General features: G+C 64.8%; 25 protein-coding genes. All 25 read left to right on the forward strand.

Annotated elements, in window-relative coordinates; translation table 11 throughout:
- The first annotated feature begins 185 nt into the window (after nucleotides 1-185).
- The 25 genes from rplC (at nucleotide 186) to TPR58_RS18605 (ending at nucleotide 14,290) form a co-directional block, all read left to right on the forward strand.
- Nucleotides 186-944, forward strand: coding sequence for a 50S ribosomal protein L3 (rplC, locus tag TPR58_RS18485; RefSeq protein WP_346248219.1), 759 nt, complete (start codon nucleotides 186-188; stop codon nucleotides 942-944).
- A gap of 2 nt (nucleotides 945-946) precedes the next feature.
- Nucleotides 947-1,567: a 50S ribosomal protein L4 gene (gene rplD, locus TPR58_RS18490; protein WP_346248220.1), complete on the forward strand. Its 621-nt coding sequence runs from the start codon at nucleotides 947-949 to the stop codon at nucleotides 1,565-1,567.
- A complete protein-coding gene (locus tag TPR58_RS18495; RefSeq protein ID WP_346248222.1) occupies nucleotides 1,560-1,874 on the forward strand; it encodes a 50S ribosomal protein L23 in 315 nt (104 codons plus the stop codon). Before rplD ends, TPR58_RS18495 begins: the two co-directional genes overlap by 8 nt.
- Before the next feature lie 4 nt (nucleotides 1,875-1,878).
- On the forward strand, nucleotides 1,879-2,730 hold the full coding sequence (rplB, locus tag TPR58_RS18500; RefSeq protein WP_346248223.1) for a 50S ribosomal protein L2: 852 nt from the start codon (nucleotides 1,879-1,881) through the stop codon (nucleotides 2,728-2,730).
- A gap of 6 nt (nucleotides 2,731-2,736) precedes the next feature.
- A complete protein-coding gene (rpsS, locus tag TPR58_RS18505) occupies nucleotides 2,737-3,012 on the forward strand; it encodes a 30S ribosomal protein S19 (RefSeq protein ID WP_029936458.1) in 276 nt (91 codons plus the stop codon).
- A complete protein-coding gene (gene rplV, locus TPR58_RS18510; protein WP_346248225.1) occupies nucleotides 3,012-3,392 on the forward strand; it encodes a 50S ribosomal protein L22 in 381 nt (126 codons plus the stop codon). The genes rpsS and rplV overlap by 1 nt, the downstream gene beginning before the upstream one ends.
- Before the next feature lies 1 nt (nucleotide 3,393).
- On the forward strand, nucleotides 3,394-4,101 hold the full coding sequence (rpsC, locus tag TPR58_RS18515) for a 30S ribosomal protein S3 (RefSeq protein ID WP_346248226.1): 708 nt from the start codon (nucleotides 3,394-3,396) through the stop codon (nucleotides 4,099-4,101).
- Between the two features lie 12 nt (nucleotides 4,102-4,113).
- Complete coding sequence (gene rplP, locus TPR58_RS18520; protein ID WP_264943983.1) at nucleotides 4,114-4,545, forward strand: 50S ribosomal protein L16; 432 nt, start codon at nucleotides 4,114-4,116, stop codon at nucleotides 4,543-4,545.
- Between the two features lie 4 nt (nucleotides 4,546-4,549).
- Nucleotides 4,550-4,753: a 50S ribosomal protein L29 gene (rpmC, locus tag TPR58_RS18525; RefSeq protein WP_346248227.1), complete on the forward strand. Its 204-nt coding sequence runs from the start codon at nucleotides 4,550-4,552 to the stop codon at nucleotides 4,751-4,753.
- 12 nt (nucleotides 4,754-4,765) lie between these two features.
- Entirely contained in the window at nucleotides 4,766-5,035 is a 270-nt protein-coding gene (gene rpsQ / locus TPR58_RS18530; RefSeq protein WP_346248228.1) for a 30S ribosomal protein S17, read from the forward strand.
- 59 nt (nucleotides 5,036-5,094) lie between these two features.
- Complete coding sequence (rplN, locus tag TPR58_RS18535) at nucleotides 5,095-5,463, forward strand: 50S ribosomal protein L14 (protein WP_346248229.1); 369 nt, start codon at nucleotides 5,095-5,097, stop codon at nucleotides 5,461-5,463.
- Entirely contained in the window at nucleotides 5,463-5,780 is a 318-nt protein-coding gene (gene rplX / locus TPR58_RS18540; RefSeq protein WP_346248230.1) for a 50S ribosomal protein L24, read from the forward strand. The genes rplN and rplX overlap by 1 nt, the downstream gene beginning before the upstream one ends.
- Nucleotides 5,773-6,354, forward strand: coding sequence for a 50S ribosomal protein L5 (gene rplE, locus TPR58_RS18545; RefSeq protein ID WP_346248231.1), 582 nt, complete (start codon nucleotides 5,773-5,775; stop codon nucleotides 6,352-6,354). The genes rplX and rplE overlap by 8 nt, the downstream gene beginning before the upstream one ends.
- Before the next feature lie 19 nt (nucleotides 6,355-6,373).
- Nucleotides 6,374-6,679, forward strand: coding sequence for a 30S ribosomal protein S14 (gene rpsN / locus TPR58_RS18550; protein WP_346248232.1), 306 nt, complete (start codon nucleotides 6,374-6,376; stop codon nucleotides 6,677-6,679).
- Between the two features lie 12 nt (nucleotides 6,680-6,691).
- Entirely contained in the window at nucleotides 6,692-7,087 is a 396-nt protein-coding gene (rpsH, locus tag TPR58_RS18555; RefSeq protein ID WP_346248234.1) for a 30S ribosomal protein S8, read from the forward strand.
- Nucleotides 7,087-7,620 carry a 50S ribosomal protein L6 gene (gene rplF, locus TPR58_RS18560; RefSeq protein ID WP_346248235.1) on the forward strand — a complete coding sequence of 178 codons (534 nt, stop codon included), beginning with the start codon at nucleotides 7,087-7,089 and terminating at the stop codon, nucleotides 7,618-7,620. Before rpsH ends, rplF begins: the two co-directional genes overlap by 1 nt.
- A complete protein-coding gene (gene rplR / locus TPR58_RS18565) occupies nucleotides 7,620-7,976 on the forward strand; it encodes a 50S ribosomal protein L18 (RefSeq protein ID WP_346248237.1) in 357 nt (118 codons plus the stop codon). Before rplF ends, rplR begins: the two co-directional genes overlap by 1 nt.
- A gap of 2 nt (nucleotides 7,977-7,978) precedes the next feature.
- A complete protein-coding gene (rpsE, locus tag TPR58_RS18570; protein ID WP_346248238.1) occupies nucleotides 7,979-8,692 on the forward strand; it encodes a 30S ribosomal protein S5 in 714 nt (237 codons plus the stop codon).
- A gap of 5 nt (nucleotides 8,693-8,697) precedes the next feature.
- A complete protein-coding gene (gene rpmD / locus TPR58_RS18575) occupies nucleotides 8,698-8,874 on the forward strand; it encodes a 50S ribosomal protein L30 (RefSeq protein ID WP_346248239.1) in 177 nt (58 codons plus the stop codon).
- Nucleotides 8,875-8,986: 112 nt separating this feature from the next.
- On the forward strand, nucleotides 8,987-9,514 hold the full coding sequence (rplO, locus tag TPR58_RS18580) for a 50S ribosomal protein L15 (RefSeq protein ID WP_346248240.1): 528 nt from the start codon (nucleotides 8,987-8,989) through the stop codon (nucleotides 9,512-9,514).
- A 147-nt stretch (nucleotides 9,515-9,661) separates the two neighbouring features.
- Entirely contained in the window at nucleotides 9,662-11,020 is a 1,359-nt protein-coding gene (gene secY, locus TPR58_RS18585; RefSeq protein WP_346248241.1) for a preprotein translocase subunit SecY, read from the forward strand.
- A gap of 28 nt (nucleotides 11,021-11,048) precedes the next feature.
- Nucleotides 11,049-11,702, forward strand: a complete 654-nt coding sequence (locus TPR58_RS18590) for an adenylate kinase (protein ID WP_346248242.1) — start codon at nucleotides 11,049-11,051, stop codon at nucleotides 11,700-11,702.
- 641 nt (nucleotides 11,703-12,343) lie between these two features.
- Nucleotides 12,344-12,712, forward strand: a complete 369-nt coding sequence (gene rpsM / locus TPR58_RS18595) for a 30S ribosomal protein S13 (protein WP_346248243.1) — start codon at nucleotides 12,344-12,346, stop codon at nucleotides 12,710-12,712.
- 14 nt (nucleotides 12,713-12,726) lie between these two features.
- The gene (rpsK, locus tag TPR58_RS18600) at nucleotides 12,727-13,116 is read left to right on the forward strand and encodes a 30S ribosomal protein S11 (protein ID WP_017979464.1); all 390 of its coding nucleotides are present in this window, start codon (nucleotides 12,727-12,729) and stop codon (nucleotides 13,114-13,116) included.
- 103 nt (nucleotides 13,117-13,219) lie between these two features.
- Nucleotides 13,220-14,290, forward strand: a complete 1,071-nt coding sequence (locus TPR58_RS18605) for a DNA-directed RNA polymerase subunit alpha (RefSeq protein WP_346248244.1) — start codon at nucleotides 13,220-13,222, stop codon at nucleotides 14,288-14,290.
- Nucleotides 14,291-14,292 lie beyond the last annotated feature (2 nt).

Raw genomic sequence — 14,292 nt, forward strand, 5'->3', positions numbered from 1 at the left:
GGTAAGACCTCGACACGATAGGGATACCGCCGGGCAGGCTCAAACCTCGCCCGGGCCTGCGTCCCCCGTCACGTTCCCGCTTCGGCGGGGGCACCAGCCCGGGACGGGGCATGCATCATTTTCGGGCTGGAGCACGCCCCTGCGGGAATTGTCTCGTGGGGGCCTCTGTATAGGAGTGCTTGGTCATGCGCACTGGCGTGATCGTTAAGAAACTGGGGATGACCCGACTGTTCAAGGATGATGGCCGCCACGTGCCGGTCACCGTCCTCTCGCTCGAAGGCCTTCAGGTCGTCGGTCAGCGCACTGCGGATCGTGACGGCTACGTCGCGCTTCAGCTCGGCGCCGGCACCGCCAAGGTCAAGAATGTCGCCAAGCCGCAGCGCGGCCAGTTCGGCAAGGCGGAAGTGGAGCCCAAGGCGATCCTCGCGGAATTCCGCGTGAACGACGACGGCCTGCTCGACGTGGGTGCCGAGATCTCGGCCGACCATTATGTCGCCGGTCAGTTCGTCGACATCCAGGGTCGTACCCAGGGCAAGGGTTTCCAGGGCGGCATGAAGCGTTGGGGCTTCGGCGGTCTGCGCGCGACGCACGGCGTCTCGGTCTCGCACCGCTCGCTCGGTTCGACCGGTCAGCGCCAGGATCCGGGCAAGGTCTTCAAGAACAAGAAGATGGCCGGTCACATGGGTGACAAGTATCGCACCCAGCAGAATCTCGAGATCGTCGGCACCGACGTCGAGCGCGGCCTGATCTTCGTCAAGGGCTCGGTGCCCGGATCGAAGGGCGGCTGGCTGTTCGTCAAGGACGCGGTGAAGATCGACCGCCCGGCCGAAGCGCCGTTCCCCGCCGGCCTGAAGCAGGTCGCGAACAACAACGACACCGCTCCCGCCGAGACGCCGTCTGAAGAGACCGCGGCTCCGGAAGCGACCGACGGCCAGGAGGGCTGAACGTGAAGGTCAAGGTACAGACCCTCGACGCCAACGCAGGCGGCGACATCGAGCTCAAGGACGAGATTTTCGGCCTCGAGCCCCGTGCCGACATCCTGCACCGCGTCGTCACCTGGCAGCTGGAGAAGCGCCGGGCCACCGCTCGCGGTACGCGTGAGCGTTCGGACGTTGCCCGCACCGGCAAGAAGTTCGGTCGCCAGAAGGGCGGCGGCACCGCCCGTCACGGCGATCGTCGCGCTCCGGTGTTCATCGGCGGTGGTAAGGCGCACGGCGCCCGCGTTCGCGACTTCAATCCGTCGCTGAACAAGAAGATCCGCGTGCTGGGCCTGAAGATGGCGCTTTCGAGCCACGCCAAGGCGGGCTCGCTGATCGTCCTCGACACGCTGAGCGGCGAGAAGACCAAGTCGCTGAAGGGCCAGTTCGAGAAGCTCGGCTTCGGCAAGTCGGCGCTGGTGATCGACGGCGAGACCGTCGAGAACGGTTTCGCGCTCGCTGCCCGCAACCTGCCCTACGTCGACGTGCTGCCCGCCCTGGGCGCCAACGTCTACGACATCCTGAAGCACGACACGCTGGTCCTGACCCGCGCTGCCGTCGAGAAGCTGGAGGCGCGCTTCAATGGCTAAGAAGCAGACGCAGGCCGTCGACAACCGTCATTATGACGTGATCGTCGCGCCGCACATCACCGAGAAGTCGACGCTCGTCTCCGAGCACAACGCAGTTGTGTTCAAGGTTGCCGGCGACGCCACCAAGCCCGAGATCAAGGCTGCCGTTGAGGCGCTCTTCTCGGTCAAGGTGCTGGGCGTGAACACGATCGTCCAGAAGGGCAAGACCAAGAAGTGGAAGGGCAAGCCCTACACCCGGTCTGACATCAAGAAAGCGATCGTGACGCTCGCCGAAGGCGATCAGATCGACGTGACGACGGGGATCTGAGGCAATGGCACTCAAGAACTATAATCCGACGTCGCCTGGCGTCCGTGGACTGATCCTGATCGATCGCTCCAGCCTTTACAAGGGTCGCCCCGTCAAGGCGCTGACCGAAGGCAAGAACAAGACCGGCGGCCGTAACAACAAGGGCCACGTGACCTCGCGCGGCATCGCGGGCGGTCACAAGCAGCGCTATCGCATCATCGACTTCAAGCGTCGCCTGTGGGACGTCGAAGGCACGGTCGAGCGGATCGAATATGATCCCAACCGCACCGCCTTCATCGCCCTGGTGAACTATGGCGCCGACGAAGCGGGCAAGGACCGCGTCGCCTACATCATCGCTCCGCAGCGCCTCGGCGTCGGCGACAAGGTGATCGCCGGCAAGAAGACCGACGTGAAGCCGGGCAATGCCATGGAGCTGGGCCAGATGCCGGTCGGCACCATCGTCCACAATGTGGAGATGAAGCCGGGCAAGGGCGGCCAGATCGCACGTTCGGCAGGCACCTATGTGCAGGTCGTCGGCCGTGATCGCGGCATGGTCATCGTTCGCCTGAACTCTGGCGAGCAGCGCTACATCCACGCAGCCTGCATGGGCACGGTCGGTGCGGTGTCCAACCCGGACAACCAGAACCAGAACCTGGGCAAGGCCGGTCGCAACCGCTGGAAGGGCATCCGCCCGCTGACCCGCGGCGTCGCGAAGAACCCGGTCGACCACCCGCACGGCGGCGGCGAAGGCCGTACCTCGGGCGGCCGTCACCCGGTCACCCCGTGGGGCAAGCCGACCAAGGGTGCGCGCACCCGCCACAACAAGGCGACGGACAAGATGATCATCCGTTCGCGTCACGCCAAGAAGAAGGGCTAACCGCTCATGGCTCGTTCCGTCTGGAAGGGTCCTTTCGTGGACCTCCACCTCCTGAAGAAGGCGCAGACCGCGCAGGAGACCAACGCGCGTGCGCCGATCAAGACCTGGTCGCGCCGCTCGACGATCCTGCCCGACTTCGTCGGCCTGACCTTCAGCGTCTATAATGGCCGCAAGTTCGTGCCCGTCTCGGTCAACGAGGACATGGTCGGCATGAAGCTCGGCGAGTTCGCGCCGACCCGCTTCTTCCCGGGCCACGCAGCCGACAAGAAGGGTAAGCGCTGATGTCCAAGCAGGCAGCACCGCGTCGCGTCGCCGACAATGAAGCGCTGGCCGTGGCCACGCAGATCCGCGGTTCCGCGCAGAAGCTCAACCTAGTTGCGGGCCTGATCCGCGGCCGCAAGGTTGGCGATGCGATGAACATCCTCGCCTTCTCGAAGAAGGCGATGGCGGTCGACGCCCGCAAGGTTCTCGCTTCGGCGATCGCCAATGCGGAGAACAATCACAACCTCGACGTCGACGCACTCGTCGTTGCCGAGGCTTCGGTCGGCAAGTCGATCACGATGAAGCGCTTCGCGACCCGCGGCCGTGGCAAGTCCACCCGCATCCTGAAGCCGTTCTCGCGCCTTCGCATCGTCGTCCGCGAGCAGGAAGAAGAGGCTTAAGATGGGTCACAAGAGCAACCCGATCGGTCTGCGTCTCCAGATCAACCGGACCTGGGACAGCCGCTGGTTCGCCGAGGGCGCCGATTACGGCCGTCTCCTCGTCGAGGATCTGCGGATTCGCCAGTACATCATGAAGACGCTGCCCCAGGCCGCGATCTCCAAGGTCGTGATCGAGCGTCCGGCCAAGCTGTGCCGCATCTCGATCTATGCCGCCCGTCCGGGCGTCATCATCGGCAAGAAGGGCGCGGACATCGAGAAGCTTCGCAAGAAGCTGGGCGAGATGACGTCGTCGGACGTGTCGCTGAACATCGTCGAGATCCGCAAGCCCGAGGTCGATGCCAAGCTCGTCGCCCAGGGCATTGCCGAGCAGCTCGAGCGTCGTATCGCCTTCCGCCGCGCCATGAAGCGTGCGGTCCAGTCCGCGATGCGTCTGGGCGCCGAAGGCATCCGGATCAACTGCGGTGGCCGTCTCGGCGGCGCCGAGATCGCCCGGTCCGAATGGTATCGCGAAGGCCGCGTGCCGCTGCACACGCTGCGCGCCAACATCGATCATGCCGAGGCCCAGGCCCACACCGCCTATGGCGTGTGCGGCGTGAAGGTCTGGATCTTCAAGGGTGAGATCCTGGGTCACGATCCGATGGCGCAGGACCGTCTGAACATGGAGGCTCAGACCTCCGGCGTGCGCCCCGCGCGCGACGATCGTCGCTAAGGACTAGAGACAATGCTGCAACCGAAGCGCACCAAGTTCCGCAAGGCCTTCAAGGGCCGCATCCATGGCGACGCCAAGGGTGGCGCGACGCTCAACTTCGGCGCCTATGGCCTGAAGGCGATGGAGCCGGAGCGGATCACCGCGCGTCAGATCGAGGCGGCTCGCCGCGCGATCACGCGTCATATCAAGCGCCAGGGGCGTTTGTGGATCCGCATCTTCCCGGACGTGCCGGTGTCGTCGAAGCCTGCTGAAGTCCGCATGGGCTCGGGCAAGGGCTCGCCGGAATTCTGGGTGGCACGCGTCAAGCCGGGCCGCATCCTGTTCGAGCTGGACGGCGTTCCCGGCCCGCTTGCCGCGGAAGCGTTCGAGCGCGCCGCGATGAAGCTGCCGATTCGTACCAAGGTCGTGGCCCGCCTCGGCGACACGTCGCACCTGGAGGGCTGATAAGATGACCAAGGCAACCGATCTTCGGGCAAAGTCCGACGACCAGCTCTCCGACGAGCTCGGCAACCTGAAGCGCGAGGCGTTCAACCTGCGGTTCCAGGCGGCCACGAGCCAGCTCGAGAAGCCGTCGCGCGTGAAGGAAGTCCGCAAGGACATCGCCCGTATCAAGACGCTGCAGAACGAGCGCTCGCGCTCGTCTGCCAAGTAAGAGGACGAAACCATGCCGAAGCGCGTGCTGACCGGGAACGTGGTTTCCGACAAGGGCGACAAGACCGTGGTCGTGCTGGTGGAGCGTAAGGTCAAGCACCCGCTCTACGGCAAGATCATTCGCCGCTCGAAGAAGTACCACGCCCATGACGAGGCGAACGAATACAAGGCTGGCGAGACGGTCCGTATCGAAGAGACCAAGCCGATCTCGAAGCTGAAGACCTGGACGGTCGTCGAGCGGGTCAACACCCACGCGACCCCCGCCAAGTCGACCGAAGCCTGACACTTTAACTGGAACCACCGGGCGCGTCCCGGCAGGCCAAACGAGAAGGAACCGGATCGATGATCCAGATGCAGTCCAATCTCGACGTCGCAGACAACAGCGGCGCGAAGCGGGTGCAGTGCATCAAGGTGCTGGGCGGCTCTAAGCGTCGCACGGCCGGCGTTGGCGACGTTATCGTCGTCAGCGTCAAGGAAGCACAGCCGCGCGGTCGCGTTAAGAAGGGCGACGTCCACCGTGCCGTGATCGTGCGTACCGCGAAGGACATTCGCCGCGCCGATGGCTCGGTGATCCGCTTCGACGGCAACGCCGCGGTGCTGGTCAACAAGAACGAGGAGCCGATCGGCACCCGTATCTTCGGCCCGGTCGTCCGCGAGCTGCGTTCGAAGGGGTATATGAAGATCATTTCGCTCGCGCCGGAGGTGCTGTAATGGCTGCCGCCAAGATCAAGAAGGGTGACCGCGTGATCGTCCTGTCCGGTAAGGACAAGGGCCGCACCGGCGACGTCATCCAGTCGCTGCCCAAGGACGGCAAGGTCGTCGTCGACGGCATCAACGTCCATGCTCGTCACACCAAGCCGAGCCAGGGCGACCCGCAGGGCGGCATCAAGCGCTCGCCTGCACCGATGCCCGTTTCCAAGGTCGCTCACGTGACCGCGGACGGCAAGGCGACGCGCGTTCGTTTCGAAATCCGCGACGGCAAGAAGGTCCGTATCGCGGTCAAGACCGGGGAGGTCATCAATGGTTGACGCTTATACCCCGCGCATGCGCAAGCTCTATGACGAGACCATCGTGAAGGCGATGACCGAGAAGTTCGGTTACAAGAACGTCATGGAAGTCCCGAAGATCTCGAAGATCGTCCTGAACATGGGCGTCGGCGAGGCCACCCAGGACAAGAAGAAGGTCGAACAGGCCGCAGCCGAGATGGAGCTGATCGCCGGTCAGAAGCCGGTCGTCACCAAGGCGAAGAAGTCGATCGCGCAGTTCAAGCTGCGTGAAGGCATGCCGATCGGTTGCAAGGTGACGCTCCGCCGTGAGCGCATGTTCGAGTTTCTCGATCGCCTCGTGACGATCGCGATGCCCCGCATCCGCGATTTCCGTGGCCTGAACGCGAACTCGTTCGACGGCCGTGGCAATTATGCCATGGGCATCCGCGAGCAGATCGTGTTCCCCGAGATCAACTATGACCGCATCGACAAGGTGCGCGGCATGGACATCATCGTGACCACCACTGCGAAGACCGACGATGAAGCCCGTGAGCTTCTCCGTCTTTTCGGCTTCCCGTTCATCGGGCAGCAGGCCGACCAGGCCCAGGCAGCGTAAGGGAAAGAGAACTTAAGTCATGGCGAAACTGAGTTCGATCAACAAGAATGAGCGTCGCAAGAAGCTGGTGAAGAAGTATGCCGGCCGTTATGCGAAGCTGAAGGCGATGGCGAAGGACCAGTCGCTCGATGAGACCGAGCGTCTGATCGCGCGCCTGAAGATGGCTGAGGTGCCGCGCAACGGCAACCCGACCCGCATTCGCAACCGGTGCGAGCTGACTGGCCGCCCGCGCGCCTATTACCGCAAGTTCCGTCTCGCTCGCGTGATGCTCCGCGATCTGGCCAACAAGGGCCTGATCCCCGGCGTCACCAAGTCGAGCTGGTAAGGATCACGAAGCATGGCATTGACCGATCCCCTGGGTGATATGCTCACCCGCATCCGCAACGGCCAGCGCGCCCGCAAGGACAGCGTCCTGACGCCGGCGTCGAAGCTTCGTGCCCGTGTGCTCGACGTGCTTCAGCGCGAAGGCTATATCCGTGGCTACAGCGACGAGCAGATGGGCCCCGCGGCCGGCATCCGCATCGAGCTGAAGTATTTCGAGGGCCAGCCGGCGATTCAGCATGTCGCCCGCGTCTCGAAGCCCGGCCGCCGCGTCTATTCCGGCTCGCAGGAACTCCCGCGCGTCCGCAATGGCCTCGGCATCACCATCGTCTCGACGCCGAAGGGCGTTCTCTCGGATGCGGAAGCACGCGAGCAGAATGTCGGCGGCGAAGTGCTTGCGGAGGTGTTCTGATGAGCCGCATCGGCAAGAAGACAGTTCCCGTCCCGTCGGGCGTGACTGCCAACATCGCTGACGGCGTCCTGAGCGTGAAGGGTCCCAAGGGCACCCTGACGCTGCAGCTCGCCGAAGACATCAGCTACGAGGTCCAGGACGGCGGCATTCAGGTGAAGCCGGCCAACGACTCCAAGCGCGCCCGTGCCTTCTGGGGCATGCAGCGCACGCTGGTCCAGAACCTGGTGACGGGCGTGACCGATGGCTTCACCAAGAAGCTGCTGATCTCCGGCGTCGGTTACCGTGCGAGCTCGCAGGGCAAGAAGCTGAAGCTTCAGCTCGGCTATTCGCACGATGTCGACATCGACGTGCCGGAAGGCATCGAGATCAAGACGCCGGATCAGACCACGGTCGAGATCTCGGGTATCGACAAGCAGAAGGTCGGCCAGATCGCGGCCGAGATTCGCCGCTGGCGGAAGCCTGAGCCCTATAAGGGCAAGGGCATCAAGTACGACGGCGAGTATGTCTTCCGCAAGGAAGGGAAGAAGAAGTAATGACCAAGGGTCTCTCTCTCTTCGAGAAGCGCCGCCGTCGCAACCGTACCGCGCTGCGCGCGCGTGCCGGTGGCCGTCCGCGTCTCTCGGTGCATCGCTCGGGCAAGCACATCTATGCCCAGGTGATCGACGACGCCGAAGGCAAGACCGTCGCGTCTGCCTCGACCATCGACAAGGGCGCCAAGGGCTCGACCGGCGCGACGATCGCAGCGGCTCAGGAAGTCGGCAAGCGCGTGGCGGAAGCCGCCAAGCAGGCCGGCGTCACCCAGGTCGTGTTCGATCGCGGTGGCTTCCTGTTCCACGGTCGCGTCAAGGCGCTGGCGGAAGCCGCGCGTGAAAGCGGATTGGAGTTCTAAGAATGGCCGACGAAATCAATCAGGCACCCGCCGAGGGCGCCGTCGAGGCGCAGGACGCCGGCCAGGAGCAGGCTCGTGGCCGTGGCCGCGGCCGTGGTGGTAACGATCGTGGCGGCCCCGGCCGTGGCGGCCGTGACGGCAATCGTGGCCGCCGCGACGACCGTCGCAACAGCGGCGACGATGGTGGCGAAGAGCTGATCGAGAAGCTGGTTCACATCAACCGCGTCTCGAAGACGGTCAAGGGCGGCAAGCGCTTCGGCTTCGCGGCGCTGGTCGTCGTGGGCGACGGCAAGGGCCGTGTCGGCTTCGGTCATGGCAAGGCGCGCGAAGTGCCGGAAGCCATCTCGAAGGCGACTGCCGCTGCCAAGAAGACCATGGTCCGCATCCCGCTCAAGGAAGGCCGCACCCTGCATCATGATGGCAATGGCCATTTCGGTGCGGGCAAGGTGACCCTCCGTTCGGCGCCGCAGGGCACCGGCATCATCGCAGGCGGCCCGATGCGCGCCGTTTTCGAGAGCCTGGGCGTTGCCGACGTCGTGACCAAGTCGGTCGGCACGTCCAACCCGTACAACATGATCCGCGCCACTTTCGAGGCGCTGCGTGACCAGACTTCGCCGAAGTCGGTCGCCCAGCGGCGCGGCAAGAAGATCGCCGACCTGCTCGGCCGCGGTGGGTCGCAGACCGCCGAGGCGGATGCAGCCGCGATCGCGGAGTAATCGACATGGCGAAGATCAAGATCAAGCAGACCGGTTCGCCGATCCGCCGCACCAGCGATCAGCGCGCGACGCTGATCGGCCTGGGCCTCAACAAGATGCACCGGGTTTCGGAGCTCGAGGACAGCCCCGAGGTCCGCGGCATGATCCGCAAGGTGCAGCACATGGTCGAGGTGCTGGGCTGAGGCCCGCCGACTCGATCAGCGGCCCGAATCCGGGTGACAAACAAGCGAAGGGGGGCTATCGGCCCCCCTTCCGATTTTTCCAGCGCGACAAAAGCGAAAGCGAGTGCATATCATGAAGCTTAACGACCTCACCGACAACAAGGGCGCCCGCAAGAGCCGCGTCCGTGTGGGCCGCGGCATTGGTTCCGGCGTTGGCAAGACTGCCGGTCGCGGCCAGAAGGGCCAGAAGAGCCGCAGCGGCGTCTCGATCAAGGGCTTCGAGGGCGGTCAGATGCCGCTCCACATGCGGATCCCGAAGCGTGGCTTCAACAACATCTTCGCCAAGGACTATTCCGAAGTGAATCTGGGCGCGATCCAGAAGGCGATCGACTCGGGCAAGCTGACCGGCACCGACATCGACCACGCAGCGCTGAAGGCCGCCGGCCTGGCACGCGGCGGCAAGGACGGCGTCCGTCTGCTCGGCAAGGGCGAACTGACCGCGAAGCTGAGCTTCACCGTCGCCGGCGCGTCGAAGGGCGCGATCGAGGCGGTCGAGAAGGCCGGCGGTTCGGTTTCGGTCATCGAGGTCGTGCCGGCCGCCGAGAAGGCCAAGGCCAAGAAGGGTCAGACCCTGGCGGCCAAGAAGGCAGCACGGGCGTAACCCGCTGACCCCGGCCTTCGGGCCGGGGCCCAGCTTCGGGCCGTTCGGGGCTGGGATCAGATTGTCCTCGACGCAGGACAACCTATATGAGCGGCGGGGGGCGGCAAACGCTCATCCGCCGTTTTTGTTTCCGGGACTTGAGAACTCATGGCATCCGCAGCCGATCAACTCGCATCCAGCATAAGCCTGGCCAAGTTCAGCAAGGCCACCGACCTCAAGAAGCGGCTGTGGTTCACCATCGGCGCGCTGATCGTGTTCCGCCTGCTGAGCTACGTCCCGATTCCGGGCATCGACGCTACCCAGCTCGGCGTCCTGACCAACCAGGTCCAGGGCGGCGTCCTCGACTTCTTCAACAGCTTCACCGGTGGCGCGCTCAACCGCGCCTCGATCGTCGCGCTGGGCGTGATGCCGTACATCACCGCCTCGATCGTGGTTCAGCTCGCGACCTCGCTGTCTCCGACGCTGGCCGCGATCAAGAAGGAAGGCGAAAGCGGCCGCAAGCGGCTGAACCAATATACCCGCTACGGCACGGTCGCGCTGACCGCGGTCCAGGGCTGGTTCATCGCGACCGGCCTCGAGCATGCGGTCGCCGGCGGCATCTCGCCGGTGATCGAGCCGGGCTATATGTTCCGCATCGGCGCGGTGATTTCGCTGATCGGCGGCACGCTGTTCCTGATGTGGCTGGGCGAGCAGATCACCAGCCGCGGCATCGGCAACGGCATCTCGCTGATCATCATGGCGGGCATCGTCGCGCGTCTGCCGGCCACCGTGCTGCAGATGTTCGAGCAGGTCCGCACCGGTTCGATGAACGCGCTGTACCTGTTCATGATCCTGATCGGCATTGCCGGTCTGGTCCTGTTCATCTGCTTCATGGAGCGGGCGCAGCGGCGGATCCTGATCCAGTATCCGAAGCGACAGACCGCCCGCGGCGTCCAGGCCGAGCGCAGCCACCTGCCGCTCAAGCTGAACACCGCCGGCGTGATCCCGCCGATCTTCGCGTCCTCGCTGCTGCTGCTGCCGCTGACGATCAGCCAGTTCGCCGGCCAGGCGCAGACGACCGACGGCTGGTGGGGCGAGACGCTGGTGTTCCTGAACACCTATCTGCGTCACGGCTCGCCGATCTACATGGCGCTTTACGGCCTGGGCATCATCTTCTTCTCGTTCTTCTACACCGCAGTGGTGTTCAATCCCGAGGAGACGGCGGACAATCTGAAGCGTCACGGCGGATTCATCCCGGGCATTCGTCCGGGCAAGAACACCGAGGCTTATTTCGATTACGTCCTGACCCGGATCACCGTGATCGGCGCTGCCTATCTAACCTTCATCTGCCTGGTGCCCGAATATATCACGGCATCGGCGGGGATCAGCTTCCTGATGGGCGGCACTAGCCTTCTGATCGTGGTGAACGTAACGATGGACACGGTGACGCAGATCCAGTCGCACCTGCTGGCGCACCAGTATGGCGATCTGATCAAGAAGGCGAAGCTGAAGGGCCGTCAGCGCTGAGACGCGCCGACGTAAGGGGAGAGTTGCGTTGAACATCATCCTGCTGGGGCCGCCGGGGGCGGGCAAGGGCACCCAGGCGAGCCGGCTCGAGACCGATCGCGGCATGGTTCAGCTGTCGACCGGCGACATGCTGCGTGCGGCGGTCAAGGCCGGCACGCCGGTCGGGCTGAAGGCAAAGGCCGTGATGGAGGCGGGCGAACTCGTCTCCGACGAGATCGTGTCGGGCATAATCGGCGAACGGCTGGACCAGCCCGACACCCAGGCCGGCGCGATCTTCGACGGCTATCCACGCACCGCGGCGCAGGCCGAATCGCTCGACTCGCTGCTCGCGGAGCGGGATCGCAAGCTCGACTATGTGATCGAGCTGGCGGTCGACGAGGAGGCGCTGGTCGAACGGATCACCGGGCGCTTCACCTGCGGCAAGTGCGGCGCGGGCTATCACGACGCCTTCAAGCAGCCCAAGGTCGAGGGCACCTGCGACGTTTGCGGCAACCACGAGTTCAAGCGCCGGCCCGACGACAATGCCGAGACCGTCCGCACGCGGATGGTCGAATATCGCGCCAAGACGGCGCCGATCCTGCCGATCTACGAGGCCCGGGGCCTGGTTCACCGCGTCGATGGCATGGCCGACATCGCGGTCGTGACCGCGGCGATCGAGGCCATCCTCGACGGCAAGGGCTGATCGCAACGCTGGCCGTCGCATGGCATGTGCGGCGGGCGGGCAGGGCGTTCCTGCCTCCGGCAGGGTGACCCCCAGGGCAGGCTGACGATGCCCATGAAAGGCCGCTCGGTTCACGGGCGGCCTTTTGCGTATGTGCGGCGCCCGGCGCGACCGGTGCCGATCATGACCAAAAGTTCATGTGACGGTCACCCTCGCTGACACGGCGGCCGCGTAGAGACGGGGCAACGGACCGGCCAGCCGGTCCGCGACGGGAAGGACCCCCTTCTTCCCGTCTCCCTCCCTGCCCTCGGGAGATCGTGGCCGGCGGGACGCCCCTCCCGTCGGCCACATTAGCTTCGGCCGCGACTCGGCGCCGGAGCAGGCGGGCCATCCCGACATGTCGATGCGAGTCGCGACGGCGGCGTCACATCACGCCGCGCTTGGCACCCCTGAGCGAAAGGTATATATCACCCCTGCAACAGCGACCATGCGGCGCGATGCTTGACAGCGTCGGCGCGGCTGCATATGTCGCGCTTCTTCCGATACCCCGGTTGTCCGGCTGCGCGTCCTGCGCACGCCGTCTATCGTGCGTCTCGGATCAACGCGATGAGATGGGGGGCCGGCAGCCATGCAGCCTCTCGTGGAGCTGGGAGATAAATTCCATGGCACGTATTGCGGGTGTTAACATCCCGACCAACAAGCGCGTAATCATCGCGCTGACCTATATTCACGGCATCGGCCCGACCAAGGCCAAGGAAATCACCGAGAAGCTCGGCATTGCCAGCGAGCGTCGCGTGCAGGACCTGAGCGATCAGGAGGTCCTTCAGATCCGCGAGACGATCGACGCCAGCTACACCGTGGAAGGCGATCTTCGTCGCGAGACCGCGATGAACATCAAGCGCCTGATGGACCTGGCCTGCTATCGCGGCCTGCGTCATCGCAAGGGCCTGCCCGTCCGCGGCCAGCGCACCCACACCAACGCCCGGACCCGCAAGGGCAAGGCGAAGCCGATCGCCGGCAAGAAGAAGTAAGGGAGCGCTGAGAAATGGCACGTGAACCGCAGCGTCTTCGCCGTCGCGAACGCAAGAACATCACCGCAGGCGTCGCTCATGTGAACGCCAGCTTCAACAACACCATGATCACGATCACCGATGCCCAGGGCAACGCGATCTCGTGGTCGTCGGCCGGCATGATGGGCTTCAAGGGCTCGCGCAAGTCGACCCCGTACGCCGCGCAGGTCGCGGCCGAGGACGCGGGCAAGAAGGCCGCCGAGCACGGCGTCCGCACGCTCGAGGTCGAGGTCAAGGGTCCGGGTTCGGGCCGCGAATCGGCGCTTCGCGCGCTGCAGGCGGTCGGTTTCCAGATCACCTCGATCCGCGACGTGACCTCGATCCCGCACAATGGCGTGCGTCCGTCGAAGCGTCGCCGCGTCTGATCAAGTTCCGCTTCGGGGACGGGTTCGGGAGCGGACCTGTCTCCGGAGCGGCTGAATTTTCGGTGGAGACGCTCCCGCTCCACCCAACGAGAGGGAAAGCCCAGTGTCCGTCAATTCCAAGAACTGGCAGGAACTCAAGAAGCCCAGCGGCCTCGAAAAGAAGCCCGGCGGCGATCCCAAGCGCAAGTCGGCGTTCATCGCGGAACCGCTCGAGCGCGGCTTCGGCCTGACGCTCGGCAACGCGCTGCGCCGCGTCCTGCTGTCGTCGCTCCAGGGCGCGGCAGTCACGTCGATCAAGATCGAGAATGTCCTTCACGAATTCTCGAGCCTCGCCGGCGTGCGCGAGGACGTCACCGACATCGTCCTGAACGTCAAGCAGATCGCGCTGAAGATGCAGGGCGAAGGCCCGAAGCGTCTCCAGCTGTCGGCTACCGGCCCGGCTGAGGTGAAGGCGGGCGACATCGCCGTCTCGGGCGACATCGAGGTGATGAACCCCGATCTGGTCATCTGCCATCTCGACGATGGTGCGACGCTGAACATGGAACTGACCGCCGACACCGGCAAGGGCTATGTCCCGGCCGCTGCGAACCGTCCGGCGGACGCTCCGATCGGCCTGATCCCGATCGACGCGCTCTACTCGCCGGTCCGCCAGGTGTCGTACAAGGTCGATCCGACCCGCGTCGGCCAGGACCTCGATTATGACAAGCTGACGCTGACCGTCGAGACCGACGGCACGGTGACCCCGGAAGATTCGATCGCCTATGCGGCGCGTATCCTCCAGGACCAGCTGGCGCTGTTCGTCCACTTCGACGATTCGGCAGTCACCCGTTCGGCCCCGATCGGCATGGCGGCTCCGACCGCTGCGGCGACCGATGGCGGTGCAGGCGATACCGCGCAGATCAATCGTTACCTCCTCAAGAAGGTCGACGAGCTCGAACTGTCGGTCCGCTCGGCCAACTGCCTGAAGAACGACAACATCATCTATATCGGCGACCTGGTCCAGAAGACCGAAGCCGAGATGCTGCGCACGCCGAACTTCGGCCGCAAGTCGCTGAACGAGATCAAGGAGGTCCTGTCGTCGATGGGCCTTCGCCTGGGCATGGAAATCCCCGGCTGGCCGCCCGAGAATATCGAGGAAATGGCCAAGAAGCTCGAACAGGAAATCATGGGCTGAGC

The organism is Sphingomonas rustica (assembly GCF_039652585.1).
In the GTDB taxonomy this organism is placed as follows: domain Bacteria; phylum Pseudomonadota; class Alphaproteobacteria; order Sphingomonadales; family Sphingomonadaceae; genus Sphingomonas; species Sphingomonas rustica.